At 65.3% G+C, this 22,357-nt stretch carries 20 protein-coding genes; 11 read left to right on the top strand and 9 right to left on the bottom strand.

Annotation, left to right across the window (positions count from 1 at the left end; genetic code table 11):
- Window positions 1-30: 30 nt before the first annotated feature.
- From BJF92_RS01215 to melA, 5 genes are all read right to left on the bottom strand, one after another.
- The gene (locus BJF92_RS01215; protein WP_075633014.1) at window positions 31-1,695 is read right to left on the bottom strand and encodes an ABC transporter ATP-binding protein; all 1,665 of its coding nucleotides are present in this window, start codon (window positions 1,693-1,695) and stop codon (window positions 31-33) included.
- Between the two features lie 41 nt (window positions 1,696-1,736).
- Window positions 1,737-2,873 carry an ABC transporter permease gene (locus tag BJF92_RS01210; RefSeq protein ID WP_078057783.1) on the bottom strand — a complete coding sequence of 379 codons (1,137 nt, stop codon included), beginning with the start codon at window positions 2,871-2,873 and terminating at the stop codon, window positions 1,737-1,739.
- A complete protein-coding gene (locus BJF92_RS01205) occupies window positions 2,870-3,880 on the bottom strand; it encodes an ABC transporter permease (protein WP_075632942.1) in 1,011 nt (336 codons plus the stop codon). The genes BJF92_RS01210 and BJF92_RS01205 overlap by 4 nt, the downstream gene beginning before the upstream one ends.
- Window positions 3,881-4,013: 133 nt before the next feature.
- Entirely contained in the window at window positions 4,014-6,095 is a 2,082-nt protein-coding gene (locus tag BJF92_RS01200) for an ABC transporter substrate-binding protein (protein ID WP_075632941.1), read from the bottom strand.
- 133 nt (window positions 6,096-6,228) lie between these two features.
- Complete coding sequence (melA, locus tag BJF92_RS01195) at window positions 6,229-7,683, bottom strand: alpha-glucosidase/alpha-galactosidase (RefSeq protein ID WP_075632940.1); 1,455 nt, start codon at window positions 7,681-7,683, stop codon at window positions 6,229-6,231.
- 209 nt (window positions 7,684-7,892) lie between these two features.
- Here melA and BJF92_RS01190 point away from each other — a divergent pair, with 209 nt between their 5' ends.
- Window positions 7,893-8,837: a helix-turn-helix transcriptional regulator gene (locus BJF92_RS01190; RefSeq protein WP_075632939.1), complete on the top strand. Its 945-nt coding sequence runs from the start codon at window positions 7,893-7,895 to the stop codon at window positions 8,835-8,837.
- A 245-nt stretch (window positions 8,838-9,082) separates the two neighbouring features.
- Window positions 9,083-9,457 (top strand): response regulator, encoded by a 375-nt coding sequence (locus BJF92_RS01185; RefSeq protein WP_075632938.1) that lies wholly within the window; start codon window positions 9,083-9,085, stop codon window positions 9,455-9,457.
- A gap of 42 nt (window positions 9,458-9,499) precedes the next feature.
- On the opposite strand, the gene BJF92_RS01180 is transcribed toward BJF92_RS01185, so the two are convergent.
- From BJF92_RS01180 to BJF92_RS01170, 3 genes are read right to left on the bottom strand one after another with little or no spacing between them, the layout of a single operon-like run.
- Window positions 9,500-10,573 (bottom strand): sensor histidine kinase, encoded by a 1,074-nt coding sequence (locus BJF92_RS01180; protein ID WP_075632937.1) that lies wholly within the window; start codon window positions 10,571-10,573, stop codon window positions 9,500-9,502.
- On the bottom strand, window positions 10,560-11,018 hold the full coding sequence (locus tag BJF92_RS01175; protein ID WP_075632936.1) for a response regulator: 459 nt from the start codon (window positions 11,016-11,018) through the stop codon (window positions 10,560-10,562). Before BJF92_RS01175 ends, BJF92_RS01180 begins: the two co-directional genes overlap by 14 nt.
- Window positions 11,011-13,209 (bottom strand): ATP-binding protein, encoded by a 2,199-nt coding sequence (locus BJF92_RS01170; RefSeq protein ID WP_075632935.1) that lies wholly within the window; start codon window positions 13,207-13,209, stop codon window positions 11,011-11,013. The genes BJF92_RS01175 and BJF92_RS01170 overlap by 8 nt, the downstream gene beginning before the upstream one ends.
- 357 nt (window positions 13,210-13,566) lie before the next feature.
- Between BJF92_RS01170 and BJF92_RS01165 the strand changes: the two genes are divergently transcribed.
- Together BJF92_RS01165 and BJF92_RS01160 are read left to right on the top strand one after the other, a co-directional pair.
- Window positions 13,567-14,571 (top strand): sensor histidine kinase, encoded by a 1,005-nt coding sequence (locus BJF92_RS01165; RefSeq protein ID WP_158032174.1) that lies wholly within the window; start codon window positions 13,567-13,569, stop codon window positions 14,569-14,571.
- A gap of 169 nt (window positions 14,572-14,740) precedes the next feature.
- On the top strand, window positions 14,741-15,880 hold the full coding sequence (locus tag BJF92_RS01160) for a M24 family metallopeptidase (protein ID WP_075632933.1): 1,140 nt from the start codon (window positions 14,741-14,743) through the stop codon (window positions 15,878-15,880).
- Between the two features lie 71 nt (window positions 15,881-15,951).
- Here BJF92_RS01160 and phnF read toward each other — a convergent pair whose 3' ends face one another.
- Complete coding sequence (phnF, locus tag BJF92_RS01155; RefSeq protein ID WP_245294624.1) at window positions 15,952-16,713, bottom strand: phosphonate metabolism transcriptional regulator PhnF; 762 nt, start codon at window positions 16,711-16,713, stop codon at window positions 15,952-15,954.
- Between the two features lie 150 nt (window positions 16,714-16,863).
- On the opposite strand from phnF, the gene phnG reads away from it, so the two are divergent.
- The 7 genes from phnG to BJF92_RS01120 all read left to right on the top strand — a co-directional run bounded on the left by phnG (window position 16,864) and on the right by BJF92_RS01120 (window position 22,247).
- Window positions 16,864-17,325: a phosphonate C-P lyase system protein PhnG gene (gene phnG / locus BJF92_RS01150; protein WP_280938369.1), complete on the top strand. Its 462-nt coding sequence runs from the start codon at window positions 16,864-16,866 to the stop codon at window positions 17,323-17,325.
- On the top strand, window positions 17,325-17,930 hold the full coding sequence (gene phnH / locus BJF92_RS01145; protein WP_075632932.1) for a phosphonate C-P lyase system protein PhnH: 606 nt from the start codon (window positions 17,325-17,327) through the stop codon (window positions 17,928-17,930). Before phnG ends, phnH begins: the two co-directional genes overlap by 1 nt.
- 157 nt (window positions 17,931-18,087) lie before the next feature.
- The gene (locus BJF92_RS01140; protein WP_075632931.1) at window positions 18,088-19,212 is read left to right on the top strand and encodes a carbon-phosphorus lyase complex subunit; all 1,125 of its coding nucleotides are present in this window, start codon (window positions 18,088-18,090) and stop codon (window positions 19,210-19,212) included.
- On the top strand, window positions 19,209-20,084 hold the full coding sequence (locus BJF92_RS01135) for an alpha-D-ribose 1-methylphosphonate 5-phosphate C-P-lyase PhnJ (RefSeq protein ID WP_075632930.1): 876 nt from the start codon (window positions 19,209-19,211) through the stop codon (window positions 20,082-20,084). The genes BJF92_RS01140 and BJF92_RS01135 overlap by 4 nt, the downstream gene beginning before the upstream one ends.
- A gap of 37 nt (window positions 20,085-20,121) precedes the next feature.
- A complete protein-coding gene (gene phnK / locus BJF92_RS01130; protein WP_075633011.1) occupies window positions 20,122-20,901 on the top strand; it encodes a phosphonate C-P lyase system protein PhnK in 780 nt (259 codons plus the stop codon).
- Between the two features lie 24 nt (window positions 20,902-20,925).
- Window positions 20,926-21,636, top strand: a complete 711-nt coding sequence (phnL, locus tag BJF92_RS01125; protein WP_075632929.1) for a phosphonate C-P lyase system protein PhnL — start codon at window positions 20,926-20,928, stop codon at window positions 21,634-21,636.
- Complete coding sequence (locus BJF92_RS01120; RefSeq protein ID WP_075632928.1) at window positions 21,633-22,247, top strand: DapH/DapD/GlmU-related protein; 615 nt, start codon at window positions 21,633-21,635, stop codon at window positions 22,245-22,247. Before phnL ends, BJF92_RS01120 begins: the two co-directional genes overlap by 4 nt.
- The last annotated feature ends 110 nt before the right edge of the window (window positions 22,248-22,357 follow it).

Genomic DNA, 22,357 nt, shown 5'->3' with positions numbered 1-22,357 from the left:
CAGTCTTGGGAGCGGGGTCAGGGCACATGGTCAGGCGGCCACCTCGAAGGCGGCGCGCACGAGGCGCTCGGTATAGGCGGTCTTGGGCCGGCTCAGGATCTCCTCCACCGGCCCCTCCTCGACGATCTTGCCGTGCTGCATCACCACCACGCGGTGGCAGAGCGCGCGCACGACCTTCAGGTCATGGGAAATGAACAGGTAGGAGAGGCCGCGCTCGGCCTGCAGCTTGCGCAGGAGCTCGATGATCTGCGCCTGAACCGAAAGATCAAGCGCCGAGGTCGGCTCGTCCAGCAGGATGAATTCGGGCTCCAGCGCCACGGCGCGGGCAATGGCGATGCGCTGGCGCTGGCCGCCGGAAAACTCGTGCGGGAAACGCTGCAGGATATTGCCCGGCAGGCCGGCATCCTCCAGCGCCTTGCGCACGCGGGCATGGCGCTCCTCCTTGGTCGCGCCGAGCCCGTTGACGATCAGCCCCTCCTCGATGATCTGGCCGATCGACATGCGCGGATTGAGCGAGGAGAACGGGTCCTGGAACACGATCTGCATGCGCGATCGCAAGGGGCGCATCTCCTCGCGCGTGCGGTCCTGGATCGGCACGCCGTCGAACAGGATCTCGCCGCCATCGGCGCGCATCAGCTTGACCAGCGCCTGGCCGAAGGTGGTCTTGCCCGATCCGCTCTCGCCGACGAGGCCAAGCGTCTCGCCCCGCCGGAGCATCAGCGAGAGGTTGTCGACCGCGACCAGCGGCTTGAACCGAGGACGGAAGAAGCCGCCATGCTTGAGCATGAAGGCGACGCGGACATCGCGCCCTTCGAGCACGGGGGCTGCACCCTCCGGCAGCGGATTGGCACGGCCGCGCGGCTCGGAGCCCAGCAGATGGCGGGTATAGGGATGCTGGGGGGCTGCAAAGAGCGCTTCCGTCGTATTGTGCTCACGCACCTCGCCCTGCGACATGACGTAGACATAGTCGGAGAACTGCCTGACCACGGTCAGATCATGGGTGATCAGGATCACCGCCATGCCCAAGCTCTTCTGCAGGTCGCGGATGAGGTTGAGGATCTGCGCCTGCACGGTGACGTCGAGCGCGGTGGTCGGCTCGTCGGCGATCAGGATGTCGGGATCGTTGGCGAGCGCCATGGCGATCATGATGCGCTGGCGCTGACCGCCGGAAAGCTGGTGCGGATACTGGTCCAGCCGCGCCTCGGGGTCGGGGATCTGCACCTTTTTCAAAAGGTCGAGTGCGCGCGCTCTTGCCTGCGCCCCGCTCAAGCGCTGATGCACCCGGATCGCCTCCACGATCTGGCTGCCGATCGTATAGACCGGGTTGAGCGAGCTCATCGGCTCCTGGAAGATCATCGAGATGCGGTTGCCGCGTAGCGACCGGCGCCGGCGCTCGCTGAAGGCCAGCACGTTCTCTCCGTTGAAGGCGATGGTGGCGTCGCCCTCCACCCGCGCCCGCTTGCCGAGCAGGCCCATGATGGTGCGGGCCGTGACGGACTTGCCCGAGCCGCTCTCGCCGACGATGGCGATGGTTTCGCCGCGATAGAGCTGGAAGGAGACGTTCTTGACCGCCGCCACCTCCCCGCCCTCCACCTTGAAGCGCACGGCCACATGGCGGGCATCGAGGATCGGCGCGTCCGTGCGGGTTCCAAGGTCGTGGCGCTCCAGCGGAGCGTGGGGATTGGCCTCTGCCATGCGGCTCTTGTCGGTGGAGAGAATCATGGGTTCAAGCCTCCTCAATAGGGATCGACCGCATCGCGCAGACCGTCGCCCAGCGCATTGAACGCGAAGACGGTGACGAGCACGAAGGCCACGGGCGAGAGGATCCAGGGATAGGAGCCGATAACGGAATAGGTCGCGGTATCCTGCAGCATCAGCCCCCAGGAGATCAGCGGCGGCTTCACCGCGAAGCCGAGAAAGCCGAGGAAGCTTTCGAGCAGCACGACAGAGGGGATGGCGAGCGTGACGGCGACGATCACATGGCTCAGCACATTCGGCAGGATGTGCTGGAAGATGATGCGCCGGTCGGTCGCGCCGACCGCGATCGCCGCGCGGACATAGTCGATGCGGGCGAGCGCCAGCGTCTTGCCGCGCACCTCGCGCGACATCTGCGCCCAGCCGAGACCGGACATGACCAGAATGACGAAGGCGATGAAGACATGTGTCGGCGCGGTCACCGGGATCAGCGAGGTCAGCGCCAGATAGAAGGGCAATTGCGGGAAGGCGAGGATCAGCTCGACCAGGCGCTGGGTCCAGGCATCGAAGCGGCCGCCGAAATAGCCCGAGACCATGCCGACCGTCGTGCCGATGACGGTGACGATGGTGACGACCGTCAGCGCGATCATCAGCGAGATGCGCGAGCCGTAGAAAATGCGCGAGAGCACGTCGCGGCCGAACTTGTCGGTGCCGAGGAAGTGCACCGGCGTGCCGTCCACCGCGCCGATCAGATGGCGCTCGGCCGGGATGAGGCCGAAGAGGTGATAGGGCGCGCCCTTGACGAACAGGCCCAGCACCTGCGGATTGTCATAGTCGGGGCCGATCACCGGCTGGAAGGTGATGGGATCCAGATCCTGGCCATCGGCCAGCGGATAGGAGCGCGGCGAGACGAAGTTCCCGTCGCGGTCGGTGATGTGGATGGCCTGCGGCGGGGCGAAGCCGACGCCGGTCGCCTTGGGATCAACAGGCGCGAGGAAATCGGCGAAGACCGCCATGAACAAGAGCAGGCAGACGAGCACCAGCCCGATCATGCCGGTCCAAGAGCGCTTCAGGCGGCGCCAGACGAGCGCGCCATAGCTTTCGTGCTGGCGGGCATCGGCTTTGGTCGGGGTTTTTGCGGGCTGGACAACCACGGTGTTGTGAACCTCGATGCTCATGCCGGCGCTCCTCCCAGCCGCACGCGCGGATCAAGAGCGGCGAGCAGCATGTCGGCGATGATGTTGCCGACGATGAGGGTGGCCGAGAGCACCAGCATGAAGGTGGCTGTGACATAGACATCGCCCACCCACATGGAGCCGACGATCGCCGGGCCGACGGTGGGCAGCGCGAAGATGATCGCGGTCTCGATCTCGCCGGTCAGCATGTAGGGAAGAACCACGCCCTGATACATGATCAGGGGATGCAGCGCATTGGGAACGGCATGGCGCAGGATGACCTTGCCTTCCGACAGGCCCTTGGCCCGCGCGGTCTCGATATATTGCGCGTTCAGCGTATCGAGCAGGTTTCCGCGCATCACCCGCATATTGTAAGCGAGCCCGCCGAAGGTGGCGATGGCGATCACGGGCCAGACATGCTGGAGGAGGTCGACGAACTTGCCCCAGCTCCAGGGCGCGCCACCATAGCGGGCGGAGTTGAAGGCGCCGATCTCGCTGACATTGAAATGGAACACCAGGACATAGACGATGATCAGCGCCATCAGGAAGCGCGGCACCGTCATGCCGAGGAAGGAGATACCGGATAGCAGGCTATCCACCCAGGAATATTGCCGCGTCGCCGCCAGAATGCCGAAGGAGATGCCGATGACGGAGGCCAGGATGTGGCAGACGAGCGCGAGCGCCAGCGTGCGCGGCAGCCGCTCGGCCACGACATCGGCGACGGGCTTGTTGTAATAGAGGCTCTGGCCGAAATCGCCGCGGGTGACGATGCCCGTGATCCAGTTCACATATTGCAGCGGCAGCGGCTTATCGAGGCCATGCTCCACGCGATAGGCCTGGGCCTGAGCATCCGCCGCCTCGAAGGAGGCGCCGCCCTGGTTGATCAGCTGCGAGCGGATATAGTCGCTATAGTCGCCCGGCGGGGCCTGGATGATCGCGAAGGTCACCACGCTCAGGACGAAGAGCACGGGAACGGCCGAGGCGATGCGCATCAAGAGATAGGCGAACATGAGCTGTCCTGCCTCCTGTTTTCCTTGGCTTCGAGGGTCCGCGGGCCAGGCGCCAGGGCAGCCCGCGGACTTGGACACGAGACGGGGACGAGGCCGGCGCTGTCTTTCGCGACGGCGCCGGCCGCGTCAGGGCTTAGTTCAAGAGCCCCTTGGTCCCCGGCTTGCCGGGCAGCTGGTCCTTGAACAGCTGGTAGTCGCCCTGCTTGTCGGCGGCCACGAACAGGCGCTCGCGCAGAACCGTGTCTTCCGCCCAGTTGAACATGAAGATCGGCGCACCCGGGGGAACGTTGGAGAAGCGCTTGTTGATGATCAGCGCGCCCGGATATTCGGTCAGGCCGACCGTATCGACATGGGTGGTCACCAGCTTCTGATATTGCTTCATCAGCTTGGCCCGCTCATCATTGTCGCTGGAGCGGATGAAGGCGTTGACGGTCTCGACCATCTCCTTCTCATGCGGCATGAGATCGACCTTGCCGTCCTTGCCGGCGCGGTGATGCGGGCTGGTCTGCGGGCCCGTCGGGGCAAGCTGGAAGGTGTTCTGCACGACGGCCGTCAGTTCCTGGTCGTTGCGGCGGATCATCCAGTCGAAGCGGCCGCCGGCCTGGGTGGCGTCGCGCTTGGTGCCATCGAGCGCATTGAGCACGACGCGCAGGCCCAGCTTCTCCATCTGGCCGATCACGCCTTCGGCAAGGCTCTTGTCGGTGGTGTAATCCGAGGTGGCGAGCAGGACGATTTCGACATCGGCGCCGTTCATGATGTTCTTGGGATAGTTGACGATGCCGTCGCCATCCGTGTCCTTCAGCCCGGCCTTGGCGAGCAGCGCCTTGGCGCCTTCGAGGTCGAAGGGATAGTAGACGGTGGACTGGCGGTCGTAATAGCTGGAGCCGGAGGAGAGGCCGCCCGGATAGATCGCAGTGAAGGGGCCCTTGACCAGGCTTTCGCCCAGCTTCTTGCGGTCCAGCGCCATGGTCACCGCCTTGCGGAAATCCTCGTTGCGGTTCAGCTCGCGCACGGCCTGCATGCGCGCATCCGGATCGCCCCAGCCATTGGCCGAGAAGTTCATGCGCAGATTGTAGCCGATGATGCGCGGGCCGAAGGCGAGACGGGCGGGGGCGCTCTCGGAGGCCGCGCGCTTCAGGCTTTCGACGAAGTTTTCCGGCTGTTCGAGGTTGGAGAAGTCGCCGGACCCTGCAATCGCCTGCACGTCACGGTCGGCCCAGGTCGAGAGCTTGTAATGCAGCTCGTCGATATAGGGCAGCTGATGGCCCTGCTCGTCCACCTTCCAGTAATAGGGGTTGCGGCGCAGGACGATGATGTCGTCAGGGCGATATTCCACCGGCACCCAGGCGCCCATGACCGGCATGTTCATATATTCCGGCGGGAAGGCGTTGCGGTACTGGTTATAGGTGTTCTTGGAATATTTCGGATGCTGGGGCTTCAGAATATGCGCCGGGCCGGGGCAGAAGGTGCCATAGGCCATGGCGTAGAGATATTGCTTGGGGAAGGCGTCCTTGAAGGTCCATTCGACGGTGTAGTCGTCGATCTTCTTCAGCTCGGTGCCCTCGCCAAAGGTCTCGCGGGTGGCGCCGTTGAGCGGGCTTACATTGGGATCAACGACATTGTCGTCCCAGTAGAACATCAGGTCATCGGCGGTGAAGGGCACGCCGTCGGACCATTTGGCGCCCTTGACCAGGTTCATGGTCAGTTTGTGGCCGTCCTGCGACCAGGTCCAGCTCTTGGCCAGGTTCGGCAGCGGCTCCATGTCCTTGGCCTCCACCTGGTAGAGCGGCGCGGTGCGCGTCAGGCATTCCGACATGGCGATGTCGATGCCGCCCCAGCCCTGGGTCTGGCCGGCGGAATAGTTCCAGCCTTCCGGACGGCCGCCGATCACATGGCGCATGGTGTCGCCATAGACGCCGATGCCGTCGGGCATGTTGCCGGTCTTGAAGACCATGGGTTCTTCGGGCAGGCGCTCGGCCACGGGCGGCAGCTTGCCGGTCTTGACATATTTCTCCGTGACCCAGCCCGGCTCCTGATAGGCGGGGAGCTTCTTGAATTCGAGGATCGAATCACGCGGCACGAAGGTGATCTTGCCCTGGGCCGGGAATGGCGGCGGCTCGGGCACGGTGGTGGGTTCGGAAGCGGAGGCTGCAAGCGCCAGCGTCGAAACGCCGAGCGCGAGCGAGGCCGCGAAGGTCAGGCCGCGAAATGTCATGGTTCAACTCTCTCCCGTGGTTCATCGGCCTGACGTCGCTGTCGGGACGCCCGGCCTCCTCCTGATGATCTCTGTGAGGGTCCGCCCGCCCGGCTCGCTCCTCCAAGCACCGGACGGACGGGCATTTATAAATTTAGCCGGCGAGCTTTTCCGCACGCAGCTCGTCGATCGAGCGCACGGCCCGGCGGGCCGCACCCGCCCAGTCGCGGGTCTTGACCGTGCCCTTGGCCAGCCGCGCCTTGGCGTCGTCCACGGCATGGGCATATTGCGGAAGCCAGCGGGCCTCAGCCACCACCATCTCGTCCACCATCTGCCAGACCTCTTCCGGCGTGCAGATGGCGCCGACAAGCGGATCATGCAGCACGGCCAGCTTCAGCAGATCGATATCGCCTGAAATCGCCGCATGGACCGACATGCGCTGGACATTGATCGAGGACAGGCAGGTCGCCGCGCAGGCTTCCGGCAGCGTGATGCCGGAGACCATGTTGATGCCGAACCGATCGACGAAGCCGGGCGATTCGATAATGGCGTCGGCCGGCAGGTTGGTGATGACGCCGGTGTTCTTGACGTTGAAATGGCCGCGATAGACGCGCCCCGTTTCCAGCGCCTCGAGAATGTGGCTGGCATGTTCGTTGGAGCGCCTGGCCGGATCGATCGGCTTGCCGGCGCTGTCGAGGAAGCGGGGAAACTCGGTTTCGAACCAGTTGCGCGTTTCGGTGGAGTGGCGCAGATAGCCGCCGGTCTCGCCATGGATCCAGTCGGACATGTCGATCCAGCGCGCCGTCTCTTCCGGCCGCTTGCGATACCAGGGCAGATATTCTGACAGGTGGCCGTTGCTCTCGGTGGAATAGACGCCGAAGCGCTTGAGCACGTCGATGCGCAGCTTTTCCTGCTGGGAGAACACCGGATGGGCCTCGAAGCCGGCAATCAGCTCGTCCTTGCCGATCCTGCGGCCGTTGACGCGCAGATCGACGAACCAGGTCTGATGGTTGATGCCCGAGCAGATATAGTCGAGTTCGCCGTCCTTGACGCCGAGCACCTCGGCGATCTGCTCGGCCCCATGCTGCACGCCGTGGCACAGGCCGACGGTATCGACCTTGCCATATTCGATCGCCGCCCAGGTGTTCATGGCCATGGGGTTGGCATAGTTGAGGAACTTCGCGCCCGGCTCGGCCACCTCGCGGATGTCCTTGCAGAAGTCGAGGATGACGGGGATGTTGCGCTGGCCATAGAGAATGCCGCCGGCGCAGATCGTGTCGCCCACGCACTGGTCCACCCCGTATTTCAGCGGAATGCGGATATCCTCGGCATAGGCCTCCAGCCCGCCGACGCGCACGCAGCTGATGATGTAGCGCGCGCCCTCGATCGCCTTTCGCCTGTCGGTGGTGGCCGTCACCTTGGTCGGCAGGCCGTTGGCCTCGACGATCCGGTCGAGGATCGTCTTGATCATGGCGAGATTCTGCTCGCTGATATCGGTGAGCGCCACCTCGATCTCTGCAAATTCCGGCACGCACAGAATGTCGGTAAACAGCTTCTTGGTGAAACCGACGCTGCCGGCGCCGATGATGGCAATCTTGAATGAAGTCATGGCTTCCTCTTGCGGACACGCGCTGTCCTGCTCCGCCCGCAAACATTGCAGCCGGATTCAGGGTAAAATTGCGTCAAACCTCTGTGAGCCGCTTAGTGAATGGCCTTGGCAGGCCTCCTCGTGCACTTGGCTATTTCCTGCGGCTCTTGCTCCCTGAGGCGGCATTATGCGAAGATTGCCGCGCTTGAACAGGAGGCATTTGTGCTTTCATGGGTAATTCTATGCTCAAATCCTTGATGGCTGAAGGGCCTGTGATGCGCACGGTTTCCCTGCCGCGCGGCCGCCAGAGCCTGCACACCATGCCCACCAGCACGGGCTATGAGATCCGCAATCGCGGCCTTTATGACTGGGATGGGCGCAAGCGCGGCCAGACGCCGTTCACCGTTCTGCAGCACACGATTTCCGGCGCCGGCAATCTGCGCTACGAGAACCGGACCTATCGTGTGGAGGCCGGAAAGACGCTTTTGGTGCTGGTGCCGCACAACCATCGCTATTGGCTGGAAGAGGGCGGGCACTGGGAATTCTTCTGGATCTCGATGAATGGCGAGGAGGCGCTGCGCATCCACAAGGCCATCCTCGACGTGACAGGCCCGATCCTGACGCTGCAGCCCGGGACCGTCGATCATCTGGCCAGCTGCGCGCATCGGCTGATCCATCAGGGCGGCGCCGACCGGCCCGGCTCGGCCTCGGCCATCGCCTATGAAGCGGCCATGGCGCTCTATGACGACGTGTTCGGCGCCCATCCCGTCATCGGCCAGGAATACCGGGCGATGCAGCATGTCATCACCCACATCATGGACAATCTCGACCGCGCCCTGCCGGTGGACGAGCTGGCGGCGGTCTCCGGCCTCAGCCGGGCGCATTTCTCCCGCGTCTTCGCCGCCAGCGAGGGCATGCCGCCAGCGGAATTCGTTCTGTCCAGGCGCCTGCAGCGCGCCACCAAACTGCTGGCCCGGGCGGATCTGTCGATCAAGGACATTTCCGCCCTGTGCGGCTTCGACGATCCGAACTATTTCGCCAAGGTCTTCCGCCGGCATTTCGGCGCCAACCCGACGGAGTTTCGCACCACGGGCATGTATGCCAGCATCGAGCCCTCGGCGCGGACGGGCGCTTCCCGGATCGACAGGGACGATGCGCAAAATCCGCAATCCTGAGAAGCATTGCCGCCGATGTCCTGGGATCAAGACGCGAATCGAACAGAATCAATGGCCTTGACCCCGTCGCGGCGGCGGATCAGGGGTGGATATTTCCCCCATTTGCCTTAGGTGAGAGCGCTGATGTGAGGATCCGCGCGCCGGGCAAAACCGGGAGCGCCGGCATCACGGGAACGACGACAGACCGTCCTGCGGCGCCTGCAAGAAAAGCACCGTCGATCCCGGCGTGCGAAAGAGGAGCAAGAATGCCGGAGACGAAAACAATTCTCGTCCTGGAAGACGATGGTCTTCTGGCGATGGACATGGAGGATTTTCTCCTGGACGAGGGTTATGCGGTTCTCGGGCCCTTCTCCACCATCACCCGGGCGCTCGAGGCCTTGGGCAAGGCCGCCGTTGACTTCGCCATCGTCGATCTCAATCTCAACGGCCTGTTTTCCTTCCCCGTCATCGATGCGCTTCAGGAGCGCGGCATTCCGCTGATCGTATGCAGCGGCTATGCCGAACTGCCGGAGATCAAGGCCCGGCTGTCCGGCCTGCCGCTTCTGCCCAAGCCCTGGAATGCCGCGCGGCTGTCCAGCCTGATCGAGACCGTGTTCATCAACGGCACGCAGGCCAGCTGACGCGCCTCGGCACCGACGCTCGATCCTTTCGGGCGCAACGCGTCAGAGTTCGATCACCTTCGGAATCAGGATTTCGCAGAGGAATCCCGTCGCGCGATAGTTCAGCGTGACGCTGCCCTGCAGTTCATATTCGACGCTGCGTTTGATCAGCGTCGTGCCGAACCCCTCGCGCTCCGGCCGCTCGACCGAGGGACCGTCGATCTCGCGCCAGATGATGCGGACGTGATCCGGCTCGCCGGCATCCTCGTTCCAGCTGATCACCACGCGGCCGCCTTCATGGGCGAGCGCGCCATGCTTGACGGCATTCGTCGCCAGCTCGTTGAAGACCATGCTGAGCGCCAGCGCCGGCTTGGGCGAGAGCGGGACGAATGCATCCGCGTGAATTTCGATGCGGCGCTCCTCGGCCTCGCCATTGCCCAGTCGCGCAGGTCCGGTGCGCGTTGGAATGCGGCCGATGCCGCTGCGCAGATAGGGCTCCATGGTGCGGCGTACGACCTCGAGAAGGTCGGTCTCGCTCCAGTTGGTCTCGAACAGCAGGGCATGGGCATCCGCCATGGCGCCGAGCCGCTGCAGCAGGTTGGCAACGTAATCCTCAGCCGGCTGTCCGCGCACCAGCGTGCGCCGCACCAGCGACATGACCATGGCCATGGTGTTCTTAACCCGGTGGCTGAGTTCGCGGACCAGCACTTCCTTCTGCCGCTCCGCCCGCAGGCGCTCGGCCTTTTCGCGCGCCTCGGCCAGCGCGCGCTCCACGGCCGCCGGCAGGCGGATCAGCCGCTGCTTGAGAATGTAGTCGGTGGCGCCGCGGCGGAAGGATTCGATCGCCACCTCCTCGCCCAGCACGCCCGAGACGAAGATGAAGGGCAGATGCGGCGCCAGCTCGCGCGCCATGTCCAAGGCGGACATGCCGTCGAAATCCGGCAGCGAGAAATCGGCCAGAATGAGATCGATGCCGCCTTCGGCCAGCGCCGCCGCGAAATCATCGCGCAGCGAGACCCGGACGATCACCGGCGGCGGGACGATATCGCGCAGGAATTCGCAGATCAGCTCGGCATCGAGCGCGCTGTCTTCGAGCAGCAGAAGACGCGCAGCCGTGGAATTTTCATGGGCGGCCATTGCGGCGCTGTCCTGGTGGCGGTTCGTTCAGGATGCCCCAGAACACGCCGAGATCCTTGATGGCCTTGAAGAATTCGGAGAATTCGACCGGCTTTACCACAAAGGCGTTGACGCCCAGCTCATAGCTGCGGACCAGATCCTGCTCCTCGCGCGAGGAGGTGAGCATGACGATCGGGATATGCTTGCGGTCCTGGTCCTTCTTCACGCGCTCGAGAACCTCGAGCCCGTCGATCTTGGGAAGCTTGAGGTCGAGCAGCACCACGGCCGGATCGCCGGCCGGGCGGCCGCGATGGACACCCTCGCAAAAGAGATAGTCGATCGCCTCGGCACCGTCGCGCGCCACGACGATCTCGTTGGCGAGCTGGCACTTTTCCAGCGCCGTCAATGTCAGCTCCAGGTCTCTTGGACTGTCTTCGACCAAAAGGATGGGGCGCAGTTCAGACAAGGGCACGGCCTTTCTTTTGCGGAAGGGGAAGCGCGAAGGTGAAGCGGGCGCCTTTGCCGACTTCGCCCGTTGCGGTGATGGATCCGTTGTGGCGATCGAGAATGCGCCGGACAAGGGCCAGGCCGATGCCTGTCCCCTCGAAATCCTCGGCACGCTGCAGACGCTGGAACACGCCGAACAGCTTGGCGGCATAGGCCATGTCGAAACCCACGCCATTATCCTCGACCGTATAACAGGTCTTGCCGTCGTGTTCCTGTCCGTGGATCGTGATAATGGCGGGGTCGCGCGGGCGGGTATATTTTACCGCATTGTCGATCAGATTGTACCAGACCTGCCGGAGCAGTGTCTGATCGCCGAAGGTGTGCGGCAGGGACGAGACGCGCCACTCGATATTCCTTCCCTCGGTCGAAAGATTGATGCTGCGCATGACTTCGTTGACGACCTTGTCCATGTCAATCGCGCTCTTGGACAAAGAAGCACGACCGAGCTGCGAGAAATTCAGGAGATCGTCCACGAGGCGGCCTGCGGCAAGGGCCGAATCGGAAATGGTCTGCAAATAATGCCGGGACTTCGCATCCATATCCGCCTCGCGCTCGCGCAGGAGCTGGGCGAAGCCGACGATATGGCGGAAGGGCGCGCGCAAATCGTGGGAGACCGAGTAGGAAAAGGCTTCCAGCTCCCGGTTTGAACGCTGCAGCTCCCGCGTCAGCTGCGCCATCTCTTCCGCGCGCCGCAGGACGACGCCGACGATGGCGGTGCGCAGATTGCGCGCGGCCGACCGCTCCGCCTCGCTCCAGGCGAGTGCACGCCCGCGCACCTGCTCGCGCCAGGCCTCGAAGGAATTGCGCGGGTGGATACGGCCCTCCTCCCGCACGATCTTGTGCGGATTGCCGGCCCAGGTCACGGTTTCGATCACTTCAGGGCGGAACCAGAGCAGCCAGTTGGAGGTCAGGTCCGAAATGCGCAGGGCAAGCAGACCGCTGGCGATCCGGCTGAAAGCCTCTGCCTGCGGCATGTCGAGCATCAGCCGGTCGGTGGTGTAGATCTCGCTGACGCCGCGGGCATCCAGCCAGTGGACGATGGCGCCGATCGCGTCGTCGTCCGGCACCTCGCCGGCCACTTCCAGCCGTCCCTCGGTCAGCATGGCGACGCCGGTCGCGCCGACCTGGGCCAGCAGCCGGTCGGGATCCGACATCAGCCCCGCCACCCAGTCCGGCGCGCCGGTCATGGCGGTCAGCAGCTGCGTCTCGATGGCACTCAGCCGCTCGCGCGCGGCCGCATCCTCGGCCCGCTCCTGTGCGCCGATGCGCATGGCAAGCGACTGCACCACGAAATCGCAGGCATCGTGCAGCATCGGCGAGAGATTGCGTGGCGCGGCCGAATGGCAGGCGACCAGGCCCCAGAGCGCGCCATCCACCATGATCGACACCGACATGGAGGCGCGCGTTCCCATGCTGCGCATATATTCGAGATGCACGGGAGACACGCTACGCAATTGCGCGAAGCTCAGATCCAGCGGCTGGCCGCTGCGCGGATCGACGGAGGGCTCGATCGGCACGGCGCGGTAATCGGCATCGGGAATGGAGCGAAGCCGGTTCTGGGCGTAGAGACGCCGCGCCTGGGCGGGAATATCGCCGGCGGGAAAGCGCAGGTCGAGATAGGACGGCAGACGGTCGTTGACCGATTCGGCCATCACCCGGCCGTTCCAGTCCTCGTCGAAGCGATAGATCAGCACCCGGTCGAAGCCGGAGAGCATCTGCACCACCCGGGCGCAGGCATCGAGCGCGCCGGTGACGGTCTGCTGGCCGGCAATCTCCTGGACGAAATTGTTCAGCTGCGAAAAGATGGAAAAGGCCGAGGAATCATTTGCGAGTTCCAGCTCGACCACGATCAGCCCTTCGGAGCGATGCGCCGTGATCACCGTCCGTTCGTCGCGGGCGATGACGCGCAGGAAAGGCTGGTCGCTCTCATGCCAGAGCGCGATCTCGTCCAGTTTCTCGCCGATTGCGCCGCCAAGCCTGGAGCCGATCACCGCCTCGCAGCCCAGGATGTCGGAAAGATTGGCGCTTGCGGCCAGCAGCGTCAGATCTGCGGGATCGAGCACCGCCAGCGCGCCATGCGGCTGGATCGCGCCTGGAATGTGAATCGGCTCCCGCTCACAGTCCGTCAGATCTTTTTGCGGTTTATCCATTTCGGCATCCTACCTCGAAGGGAAACCGCAGCGTCAGCGCGAGATCCCGAGTGTTGAGGCAGCGCCTCGAAAGGGATCGCCGGCGCCGCCGACATGCCCCATCAGATATGTCTTGCCCCTATCATATACCGCCGTCGGCGCGAAAGCACAGGAGGCTTCGGACGGAATCCTGTCTGCCACCGGCCCCAGCGCCGCGAGATAAAAATGAGAGAGGGAAAGGAAAGCGAAGAGAATAGGTGTCTGGCGACTCGCTTTCATGAAAGAAGCTTCTATATGAGCTGTTCTGTGTGATATGAAATCTGCATCGCGGACGTGACATCCCCGTGGCAGAGCCTTGCAAGCGATATGGATCGGCCCTTGCCAACGCAATTCGACGACGATCATCCTGCCGGCAATGCCCGCTTCATGCAGGCTGTCATGTCAGCATCCGACGACTGCATCAAGATCCTGTCGCTCGATGGGAAGCTGATGTTCATGAGCGAGGGCGGGCAGCGCGTGATGGAAGTCACCGACTTCGACAAGCTGCGCGGCTGCCCCTGGCCCGATTTCTGGGCGGGCGACGGCAATGTCGAGGCGCGCAATGCCATTGCGGCCGCGCAGGAGGGGCGCAGCTCGCGCTTTCTGGGCGCGGCCAACACCGCAAAGGGCACGCCGAAATTCTGGGACGTGAAGGTCTCGCCGATCCGCGGACCGGATGGCCAGCCCGAAAGCATCCTGTCGGTCTCGCGCGACATCACCGAGCTGAAGACGAGCGAGGACGAGCAGCGGCTTCTGGCGCAGGAGCTGCGCCACCGCGTGAAGAACATCCTGATGCTGGTGCGGGTGATCGCCAACCAGACGATCCGCGAGGACACGCCGGCCGACGAGGCGCGCGAGAAGCTTTCCGCCCGCCTGACCGCCCTTGCCGAATCGCAGGACCAGCTCAATTCGGCCAATGGCGCCCGGGCGGAGCTGCATGCGCTTCTGGAGGGCATTGCCGCCACCCATGGCGGTGACCGGCTGCATTTTTCCGGTCCGAAGCTGCAGCTGAACTCGCGCTGTACCCTGGCCATGGCCATGGCGCTGCATGAACTGGCCACCAATGCGATGAAATATGGCGCGCTCTCCAACGATACCGGCCATGTCGAAATCGCCTGGACTGTGGCCCGGAAGGACGATGCCGTCGAGACGTTTCAGTTCATCTGGCAGGAGCAGGGCGGCCCATCCGTCTGCCCGCCCAAATCCACGGGCTTCGGTTCGCGGCTGATCGAGCGGGCGCTCGCCGGCTATTTTCTCGGCACCGCGCGGATCGACTATCGCCCGGAAGGGCTGTTCTTCCTGCTCGAAGCCCCGCTGGAAGCGCTGACGCGGGAAGAAGGCTGAGCCTCCGAATCCCTGGGATCGACCGGCGCAGGGCTGTGGCACTTTCGGCAGGGCGCTGTCCGGAATTTTTTGGCAGCAGTGCTTGTCCACAAACTGTCTACCGTGACAAGGTGCGCACCATTGCTTCGGCCTTCGAGGTGCCGAGGCCACCAACGTGCAGGACAGGACCATGACGCTCGCCCCTCCCCCCGCCTTCATCACTGACGCGGAACGCCTGGAACGGCTGACCCGCCTGCGCGCCGCCATGGAAACGGCGGGCGTGACCGGCCTGCTGCTCGGCTCGACGGACAATCTGCGCTATTTCACCGGGCTGGTCTGGCATGGCAGCGAACGGCTGCTCGGCGCGCTGGTGACGGCGCAGGACCTCGTCTACATCGTGCCCGGCTTCGAAGAGAGCAAGGTCGAGACGCTTCAGCACCTGCCCGGCCGGACCGCGCTCTGGCAGGAGGAGGAAAGCCCGGCCGCCCTTGTCGCCCGGCTGCTCGGCGGCCAAGGCCTGCTGGCCATCGACGATGCGATGCCGCTGTTCTTCTATCATGCGCTGGCATCCGTGCTTTCGCCCGAACGCCTCGTCAATGCCGGGCCGCTGATGCGCCCCCTGCGGCGGATCAAGTCTCAGGCCGAGATCGATATTCTGCACTATGCCATGGGGCTGACGCTGGAAGTGCACAAGCGCGCCCATGCGATCCTGACGCCGGGCATCCGCGCGTCCGACGTCGTGCGCTTCATCGATGAGCAGCACCGGGCGCTGGCCGGCCATGCCTCCACCTTCTGCATCGTCTCCTTCGGCCAGGCGACCGCGCTGCCACACGGGGCCGAGGGCGAGCAGGTTCTGGAAAAGGGCGATGTCATCCTGGTGGACACGGGCACGCGCATCGACGGCTATCATTCAGACCTCACCCGCACCTATGTGCTCGATGGCCCGGATACGGATTTCGCCGCCCATTTCGCCATCGAGCGGGCAGCACAGCAGGCCGTGTTCGACGCCGCCCGCCTGGGCGCGCCGATGCAGGCGCTGGACGCCGCCGCGCGCGCGGTGCTGGCGGAAAAGGGCCTCGGCCCGGATTACCGCCTGCCGGGACTGCCCCACCGCGCCGGCCATGGCATCGGCCTGGAGATCCACGAGGAGCCCTATGTCGTGCGTGGCAACGAGACCCTGCTGGAGCCGGGCATGTGCTTCTCCAACGAGCCGATGATCGTCTTCCCCGGCCGCTACGGCATTCGTCTGGAAGACCATATCTACATGACCGAGGCCGGCCCCGCCTGGTTCACCCCGCCGCAGGAGAGCCCCATCGAGCCCTTCGCCTGAGCAGGTGAAAAGCAGAAGCCCAGAGCGTCGGATTTTTCCGAAAACCTGACACCACGTTTCGGTCCGTTGCTCTAAGCTGGCTCCTCCAGCGGCGCGCCCAGGCTCAAGGTGACGCGATCGGCGGCAAAGGCGGTGATGGCGAATTGCAGCGGCACGCCATCCGGCGTGTCGTTGACGGCGCGTGCCTCCATCACCACCGCCCCGGGCTTCAGCTCCAGAAGCGCGCGCTCGCGCTCGTCGGCGAGACGCGCAGTAATCTCGGTGGAGCGGCGGACATAGTCCGCGATCCCCAGCGCGGCATAGGCGCGGGTGATCGAGCCGGTCTCGCGCACCTGCGCGCCCATCTGCCCCAAACGCTTGGCATCGAAGTAGTTGGTCGAGTTCGACAGCGGCAGTCCGTCGACCCTTGAGACCAGCACGAGCCGCAGCAGGGGATGGCCGGGCGCCAGCCGCAGCTCAGCGGCGATCCGCTCGCTCGCCGGAACCGTCGTCTCCTCGATAACGGTGACCTGCCGGTCGCGGAACTGGCCGGCCAGCCCTTCGGAAAAGCGCGTGCGCCGGGAAATCGGGAAGGTATAGCGCTTGATCGAGCGCACCCGCGTGCCCCGTCCCTGCACCGTCTCGATCAGCCCTTCTTCGACCAGCCCCGCCAATGCGGCGCGCACCGTGTGACGGTTGACGGCGAAGCGCGCCGACAGCGCCATTTCGCCCGGCATCGCCCCCTCCTCGCCAAATTCCCCGTCGACAATCGCCTGTCGCAGACGATCGGCAATCTGGCGCCACAGCGCCACGCCGCTTCCCCGGTCAATCCCGCCCTGCGGCAGCATGTCCATCGATGACCTCCCTTTCCTGCGCAGCTGTCATGCCTTCGTCATGATCTAGGATTAAACGACGGCTCTGTCGAGTTGTCTAGATAAATAGACAAATGGAGAGTGATCGTGAACAAGCCTCAGCCTCATGCCGGCCCCGTGCCGGGACCCGGCATCGCCCCCGGCGAACAGGGCAGGCCGGACCTGCGGCGCCGGGCCTGGATGGGCCTCTTTGCCCGGGCCGAGCGCGGCCAGCTGGAAGCCTTTCTGAAACGCGAGGCGAGCGACGTCGCGGTACATCCCGTGCGCGGCCCGGAAACCGGCCTGGTCATGGTGCGCGGGCGCATCGGTGGCGGCGGCGCGCCCTTCAACCTCGGCGAGGCCACGATGAGCCGCGCCAGCATCCGCCTCGAGGACGGCACGATCGGCCATGGCCAGCTGCTCGGCAGCGACCGGGCCCATGCCCGGCTGGCGGCCATTCTCGACGCGCTCGGCCAGACCGCGGCCTTCACCGCCAGGGTCGCCGCGCTCACGCAAGAGATCGAGGCGCGCCTGACGGCGGATGACGAAGGCCGCGCCGAGGAAACGGCCGCGACCCGGGTCGACTTCTTTACCATGGTGCGGGGAGAGGACTGATGCCGCAGAAAGCCGCCAACGCCGCCTATTACGGCGCCTTCCAGGATCCGGTGACGAACGCGCAGGCCGCCTTTCGCGGGATCATGGACGCCATGGCCCGGCCGGGCCGCATCCATGTCTTTGCCGATCCCGCCCGCCCGCCGGCGCCGCTTTCGCCGGCTCAGGGCACGATCGCGCTGACACTGTTCGATCAGGATACGCCGGTGCATCTGACGCAGGGCCTTGCCGCCACTGCGGTCGCCTCCTGGCTCTCGTTCCAGACAGGCGCACCGATTGCCGCCGACCGGCTGCAGGCCCGTTTCGCGCTGGTGGAGAAGGCCGCGGCCCTGCCGCCGCTCTCGGGCTTCGCCCAGGGCACGCAGGATTATCCCGATCGCTCGACCACGGTCATCATCGAGCTCGAGGCCCTGTCCGGCGGCACCGCACGCCGGGTCGCCGGCCCCGGCATCGACGGGGAGACGACGATCGCGCCGCTCGGCCTGCCCGATGCCTTCGATGCGCTTTGGGCCGAGAACGGCGCCCAGTTTCCGCGCGGGGTCGATCTCATCCTCACGGCGGGCGATGCCTGCCTCTGCCTGCCGCGCACGCTGCGCATCCTGCGCTAAACGCATCGGACCGAAAAGTGGGAACCGGTTTTCGGAAAAATCCGATGCGCTGACAGCATCTCGCGCCGGCCGCCTTTCAGGGCGGCGGCGCACCGATCCAATCGCTTCGCGGACCGACGCGCCGATCCGGCCGTGTCCGCCAGAATGGAGGCGTTCCATGTATGTCGCCGTCAAGGGCGGGGAAACCGCCATCGCCGAGGCCCACCGCCTGCTTGCCGACCGGCGTCGCGGCCCGCGCGATCTGCCCGCCCTCTCGCTGGCGCAGATCGCCGGCCAGCTCTCGCTCGCGGTCGACCGCGTCATGGCCGAGGCCTCGCTCTACGATCCGATCCTTGCAGCCCTTGCCGTCAAGCAGGCGCGCGGCGACATGATCGAGGCGATCTTCCTCCTGCGCGCCTACCGCACCACCCTGCCGCGCCTGGCGATCTCGCAGCCGCTCGAAACGGCGGCCATGCAGATCGAGCGGCGCGTCTCGGCCACCTACAAGGATCTGCCGGGCGGCCAGTTGCTCGGCCCCACCTTCGACTATACCCACCGCCTGCTCGACCCCGATCTCGCGGGCGAAGAGGCCGAGCCTGAGACCCCTGCCCGCCGCGCCGTCTCGGGCGAAAAGGTCATGCGCGTCTCCGACATTCTCGACGGCGAAGGCCTGGTGGAAGGCGATGGCAGCTTCGGCCCGGATCATGTAGCCGGCGACATCACCCGCGAGCCCTTGGACTTCCCCATGCCGCGCGACACGCGGCTGCAGGTTCTGGCGCGCGGCGACGAGGGCTTCCTGCTCGCGCTCGCCTATTCCACCCAGCGCGGCTATGGCCGCACCCATCCCTTCGTCGGCGAAATCCGCATCGGCCTTGCCGATGTCGAGATCGAGCTGCCGGAGCTCGGCTTTTCCGTCCCGCTCGGCCGCATCCGCATCACCGAGTGCCAGATGGTCAACCAGTTCAAGGGCTCGGCCAAGGAGCCGCCGCAGTTCACCCGCGGCTACGGCCTGGTCTTCGGCCAGTCGGAACGCAAGGCCATGGCCATGTCGCTGGTCGACCGGGCGCTGCGCGCCGACGAATTCGGCGAGGACATCGTCGCCCCGGCGCAGGACCAGGAATTCGTTCTGTCGCATGCCGACAACGTCCAGGCGACCGGCTTCGTCGAGCACCTGAAACTGCCGCATTATGTCGACTTCCAGGCCGAGCTGGACCTCGTGCGCCGCATGCGCGCGGAATACGAGGCCAAGCGTGCCGGCCAGGCGGGCGACGAGGACGCCATCACCAGCGAGGCCGCACAATGAGCGCGATCGAGGGCATCGCCCGCACCAATTTCGCCTATCTCGACGAACAGACCAAGCGGATGATCCGCCGAGCCATCCTGAAGGCCATCGCCATTCCCGGCTATCAGGTGCCCTTCGCCTCGCGCGAAATGCCGATGCCATACGGTTGGGGCACGGGCGGCGTGCAGGTGACCGCCGCCATCATCGGGCCGGAAGACCGGCTGAAGGTGATCGACCAGGGCGCCGACGACACCACCAATGCCGTCTCCATCCGCGCCTTCTTCGAGAAGGTCGCCAATGTCGCGGTGACGACCCATACGCGCGACGCCACCATCATCCAGACCCGCCACCGCATTCCCGAGGCGCCGCTTAGCGAAGGCCAGGTGCTGGTCTATCAGGTGCCGATCCCCGAACCCTTGCGCTTCCTCGAGCCGCGCGAGACCGAGACGCGGATGATGCACGCGCTGGAAGAATACGGCCTGATGCATGTGAAGCTCTATGAGGACATCGCCCGCAACGGCCATATCGCCACCACCTATGCCTATCCCGTGCAGGTGGCCGGCCGCTATGTGATGGACCCCTCGCCGATCCCGAAATTCGACAATCCGAAGATGGACCGCTCCCCGGCGCTCCAGCTGTTCGGCGCGGGCCGCGAGAAGCGCATCTATGCCGTGCCGCCCTTCACCGAGGTGAAGAGCCTGGATTTCGAGGATCACCCCTTCACCATCCAGCGCTTCGACAAGCCCTGCGCGCTCTGCGGATCGACCCACTCCTATCTCGACGAAGTGGTGCTCGACGATCGCGGCGGGCGGATGTTCGTCTGCTCCGACACCGATTTCTGCGAGGAGCGGCGCGAGGCCGGCCATGTGGGCCCGCTCGGCGTGCCCGCCTGATCCCTGTTTCCTTTCTGCAGCTCCCCAGGAGGAGATGATGACAGCAGAACAACCGCTTCTCAAAGTCAGCAACCTGTCGCGCTTCTATGGCGGGCGGATCGGCTGCCTCGACGTGTCCTTCGACCTGTGGCCCGGCGAGGTGCTGGCGATCGTGGGCGAGTCCGGCTCCGGCAAGACGACGCTGCTCAATTGCGTCTCCAGCCGGCTGCAGGCCCAGGCCGGCCGCGTGGAATACCGCATGCGCGACGGCCGCCTGCGCGCGCTGTCCGACATGGGCGAGGCCGAGCGGCGCTTCCTGATGCGCACCGACTGGGGCTTCGTCCACCAAAACCCGGCCGACGGGCTGCGCATGACGGTTTCGGCCGGCGCCAATGTCGGCGAGCGGCTGATGGCGGTGGGCGCGCGCCATTACGGCCATATCCGCGAGACGGCGGTGGACTGGCTGCAGCGCGTGGAGATCAACACCGACCGCGTCGATGATCCGCCGCGCGCCTTTTCCGGCGGCATGCGCCAGCGGCTGCAGATCGCCCGCAACCTCGTCACCGCCCCGCGCCTGGTGTTCATGGACGAGCCGACCGGCGGCCTGGACGTCTCGGTGCAGGCGCGCCTGCTCGATCTCCTGCGCGGCCTCGTCAGCGATCTCGGCCTGGCCGTGATCCTCGTCACCCATGACCTCGCCGTGGCCCGGCTGCTTTCGCACCGGATGATGGTGATGAAGGACGGGCGGGTGATCGAGGCGGGGCTGACCGACCGCGTGCTCGACGACCCGCGCGAGCCTTACACCCAGCTGCTCGTCTCCTCCATCCTGCAGGTCTGAGGCCTGTTTTCGAAAGGACATGCCATGTCGACGCCTCTCGTCGTCAGCGAGGTTCGCAAGAGCTTCACCATGCATCTGCGCGGCGGCCTGGTGCTGCCCGTGGTCGACAATGTCAGCTTCTCGCTGAAAGCCGGCGAATGCGCCGTGCTCGGCGGCCCCTCGGGCGTAGGCAAATCCTCGATCCTGAAGATGCTCTACGGCAATTACGCCATCGATGCCGGGCAGATCCTGATCGAGCATGCGGGCGGCTTCGTCGATCTCGCCACGGCCAGCCCGCGCGCGGTGATCGACATCCGCCGCGCGACGCTCGGCTATGTCAGCCAGTTCCTGCGCACCCTGCCGCGCGTGGCGGCGATCGACGTGGTGGCCGAGCCGCTGATCGCCCGCGGCGAAGCGGCCGAAACCGCACGCGACAAGGCCGCCGAACTCCTAAGCCGGCTCAATCTTCCGGAAGCGCTCTGGCGCCTGCCGCCGGCCACTTTCTCAGGCGGCGAGCAGCAGCGCGTCAACATCGCCCGCGGCTTCATCACCGATCACAGGATCCTGCTGCTCGACGAACCCACCGCCTCGCTGGACGCGGTTAACCGCGCCGTGGTGGTCGAGATGATCGAAGCCCGCAAGCAGGCCGGCACCGCGCTCCTCGGCATTTTCCACGATGACGACGTGCGCGCCCGCGTAGCCGACCGCATCATCGACGTCTCCGCCTTTTCCGCCCGCAAGGACGCTGCCGCATGACCAAGCTCTCCATCGAACCCCTGATCGACCCGACCGCGCGCGTCAGCGCCTGCACGCTCGGCCGCTATACCGAAGTGGCCGAGTTCTGCCGCATCTCCGAGACCGAACTTGGCGATTATTCCTACATCATGGAGGGCGGCCGGGTCTGGTGCACCACAATCGGAAAGTTCGTCAATATTGCTGCGGACGTGCGCATCAACGCCACCAATCATCCGATGGACCGGGCGACGATGCATCATTTCACCTATCGCGCCGGCGACTACTGGCCCGATGCGGAAAACGAAGCGGACTTCTTCGCCGCCCGCCGGGCAAAACGCGTGGTTATCGGCCATGACGTCTGGATCGGCCATGGCGCCACGCTGGTGGCCGGCGTCACCGTCGGCAATGGCGCGGTCATCGGCGCGGGCGCCGTCGTCACCCGCGATGTCGCGCCCTATACGGTCGTCGGCGGCGTGCCGGCCCGGCCGATCCGCCCGCGCTTTGCCCCCGAAATCGGCGCGCGGCTCGACCGGCTGACCTGGTGGGACTGGGAGCACGACCGGCTGCGCGCAGCACTCGAAGACTTCCGCAGCCTGTCGGCCGAGGATTTCCTGATCAAATATGATGGCTGAGGTCGGGCTTTTCGCCAGTTTTACAAAACTGACATCAAACTGACACGACCAGTTCACGGATCGGGTCAAAGGCATAGGCAGCCCATCCCGATCCAATTAAAGAGCCGGCT

This window comes from Xaviernesmea rhizosphaerae (assembly GCF_001938945.1).
In the GTDB taxonomy this organism is placed as follows: domain Bacteria; phylum Pseudomonadota; class Alphaproteobacteria; order Rhizobiales; family Rhizobiaceae; genus Xaviernesmea; species Xaviernesmea rhizosphaerae.
The sequence above is the reverse complement of the archived record's forward strand: the minus strand, read 5'-3'. Positions and strand labels throughout refer to the sequence as shown.

What these genes read in the sequence shown, in the direction of transcription:
- BJF92_RS01180 (WP_075632937.1), bottom strand. Translation starts at nt 10,573, where the DNA reads ATGGCCGCCCATGAAAATTCCACGGCTGCGCGTCTTCTGCTGCTCGAA.
- BJF92_RS01210 (WP_078057783.1), bottom strand. Translation starts at nt 2,873, where the DNA reads ATGAGCATCGAGGTTCACAACACCGTGGTTGTCCAGCCCGCAAAAACC.
- phnL (WP_075632929.1), top strand. Translation starts at nt 20,926, where the DNA reads ATGTCGACGCCTCTCGTCGTCAGCGAGGTTCGCAAGAGCTTCACCATG.
- BJF92_RS01215 (WP_075633014.1), bottom strand. Translation starts at nt 1,695, where the DNA reads ATGGCAGAGGCCAATCCCCACGCTCCGCTGGAGCGCCACGACCTTGGA.
- BJF92_RS01170 (WP_075632935.1), bottom strand. Translation starts at nt 13,209, where the DNA reads ATGGATAAACCGCAAAAAGATCTGACGGACTGTGAGCGGGAGCCGATT.
- melA (WP_075632940.1), bottom strand. Translation starts at nt 7,683, where the DNA reads ATGACTTCATTCAAGATTGCCATCATCGGCGCCGGCAGCGTCGGTTTC.
- BJF92_RS01140 (WP_075632931.1), top strand. Translation starts at nt 18,088, where the DNA reads ATGTATGTCGCCGTCAAGGGCGGGGAAACCGCCATCGCCGAGGCCCAC.
- BJF92_RS01185 (WP_075632938.1), top strand. Translation starts at nt 9,083, where the DNA reads ATGCCGGAGACGAAAACAATTCTCGTCCTGGAAGACGATGGTCTTCTG.
- phnF (WP_245294624.1), bottom strand. Translation starts at nt 16,713, where the DNA reads ATGGACATGCTGCCGCAGGGCGGGATTGACCGGGGAAGCGGCGTGGCG.
- phnH (WP_075632932.1), top strand. Translation starts at nt 17,325, where the DNA reads ATGCCGCAGAAAGCCGCCAACGCCGCCTATTACGGCGCCTTCCAGGAT.
- BJF92_RS01160 (WP_075632933.1), top strand. Translation starts at nt 14,741, where the DNA reads ATGACGCTCGCCCCTCCCCCCGCCTTCATCACTGACGCGGAACGCCTG.
- BJF92_RS01200 (WP_075632941.1), bottom strand. Translation starts at nt 6,095, where the DNA reads ATGACATTTCGCGGCCTGACCTTCGCGGCCTCGCTCGCGCTCGGCGTT.
- BJF92_RS01120 (WP_075632928.1), top strand. Translation starts at nt 21,633, where the DNA reads ATGACCAAGCTCTCCATCGAACCCCTGATCGACCCGACCGCGCGCGTC.
- phnK (WP_075633011.1), top strand. Translation starts at nt 20,122, where the DNA reads ATGACAGCAGAACAACCGCTTCTCAAAGTCAGCAACCTGTCGCGCTTC.
- BJF92_RS01135 (WP_075632930.1), top strand. Translation starts at nt 19,209, where the DNA reads ATGAGCGCGATCGAGGGCATCGCCCGCACCAATTTCGCCTATCTCGAC.
- BJF92_RS01205 (WP_075632942.1), bottom strand. Translation starts at nt 3,880, where the DNA reads ATGTTCGCCTATCTCTTGATGCGCATCGCCTCGGCCGTTCCCGTGCTC.
- BJF92_RS01190 (WP_075632939.1), top strand. Translation starts at nt 7,893, where the DNA reads ATGGGTAATTCTATGCTCAAATCCTTGATGGCTGAAGGGCCTGTGATG.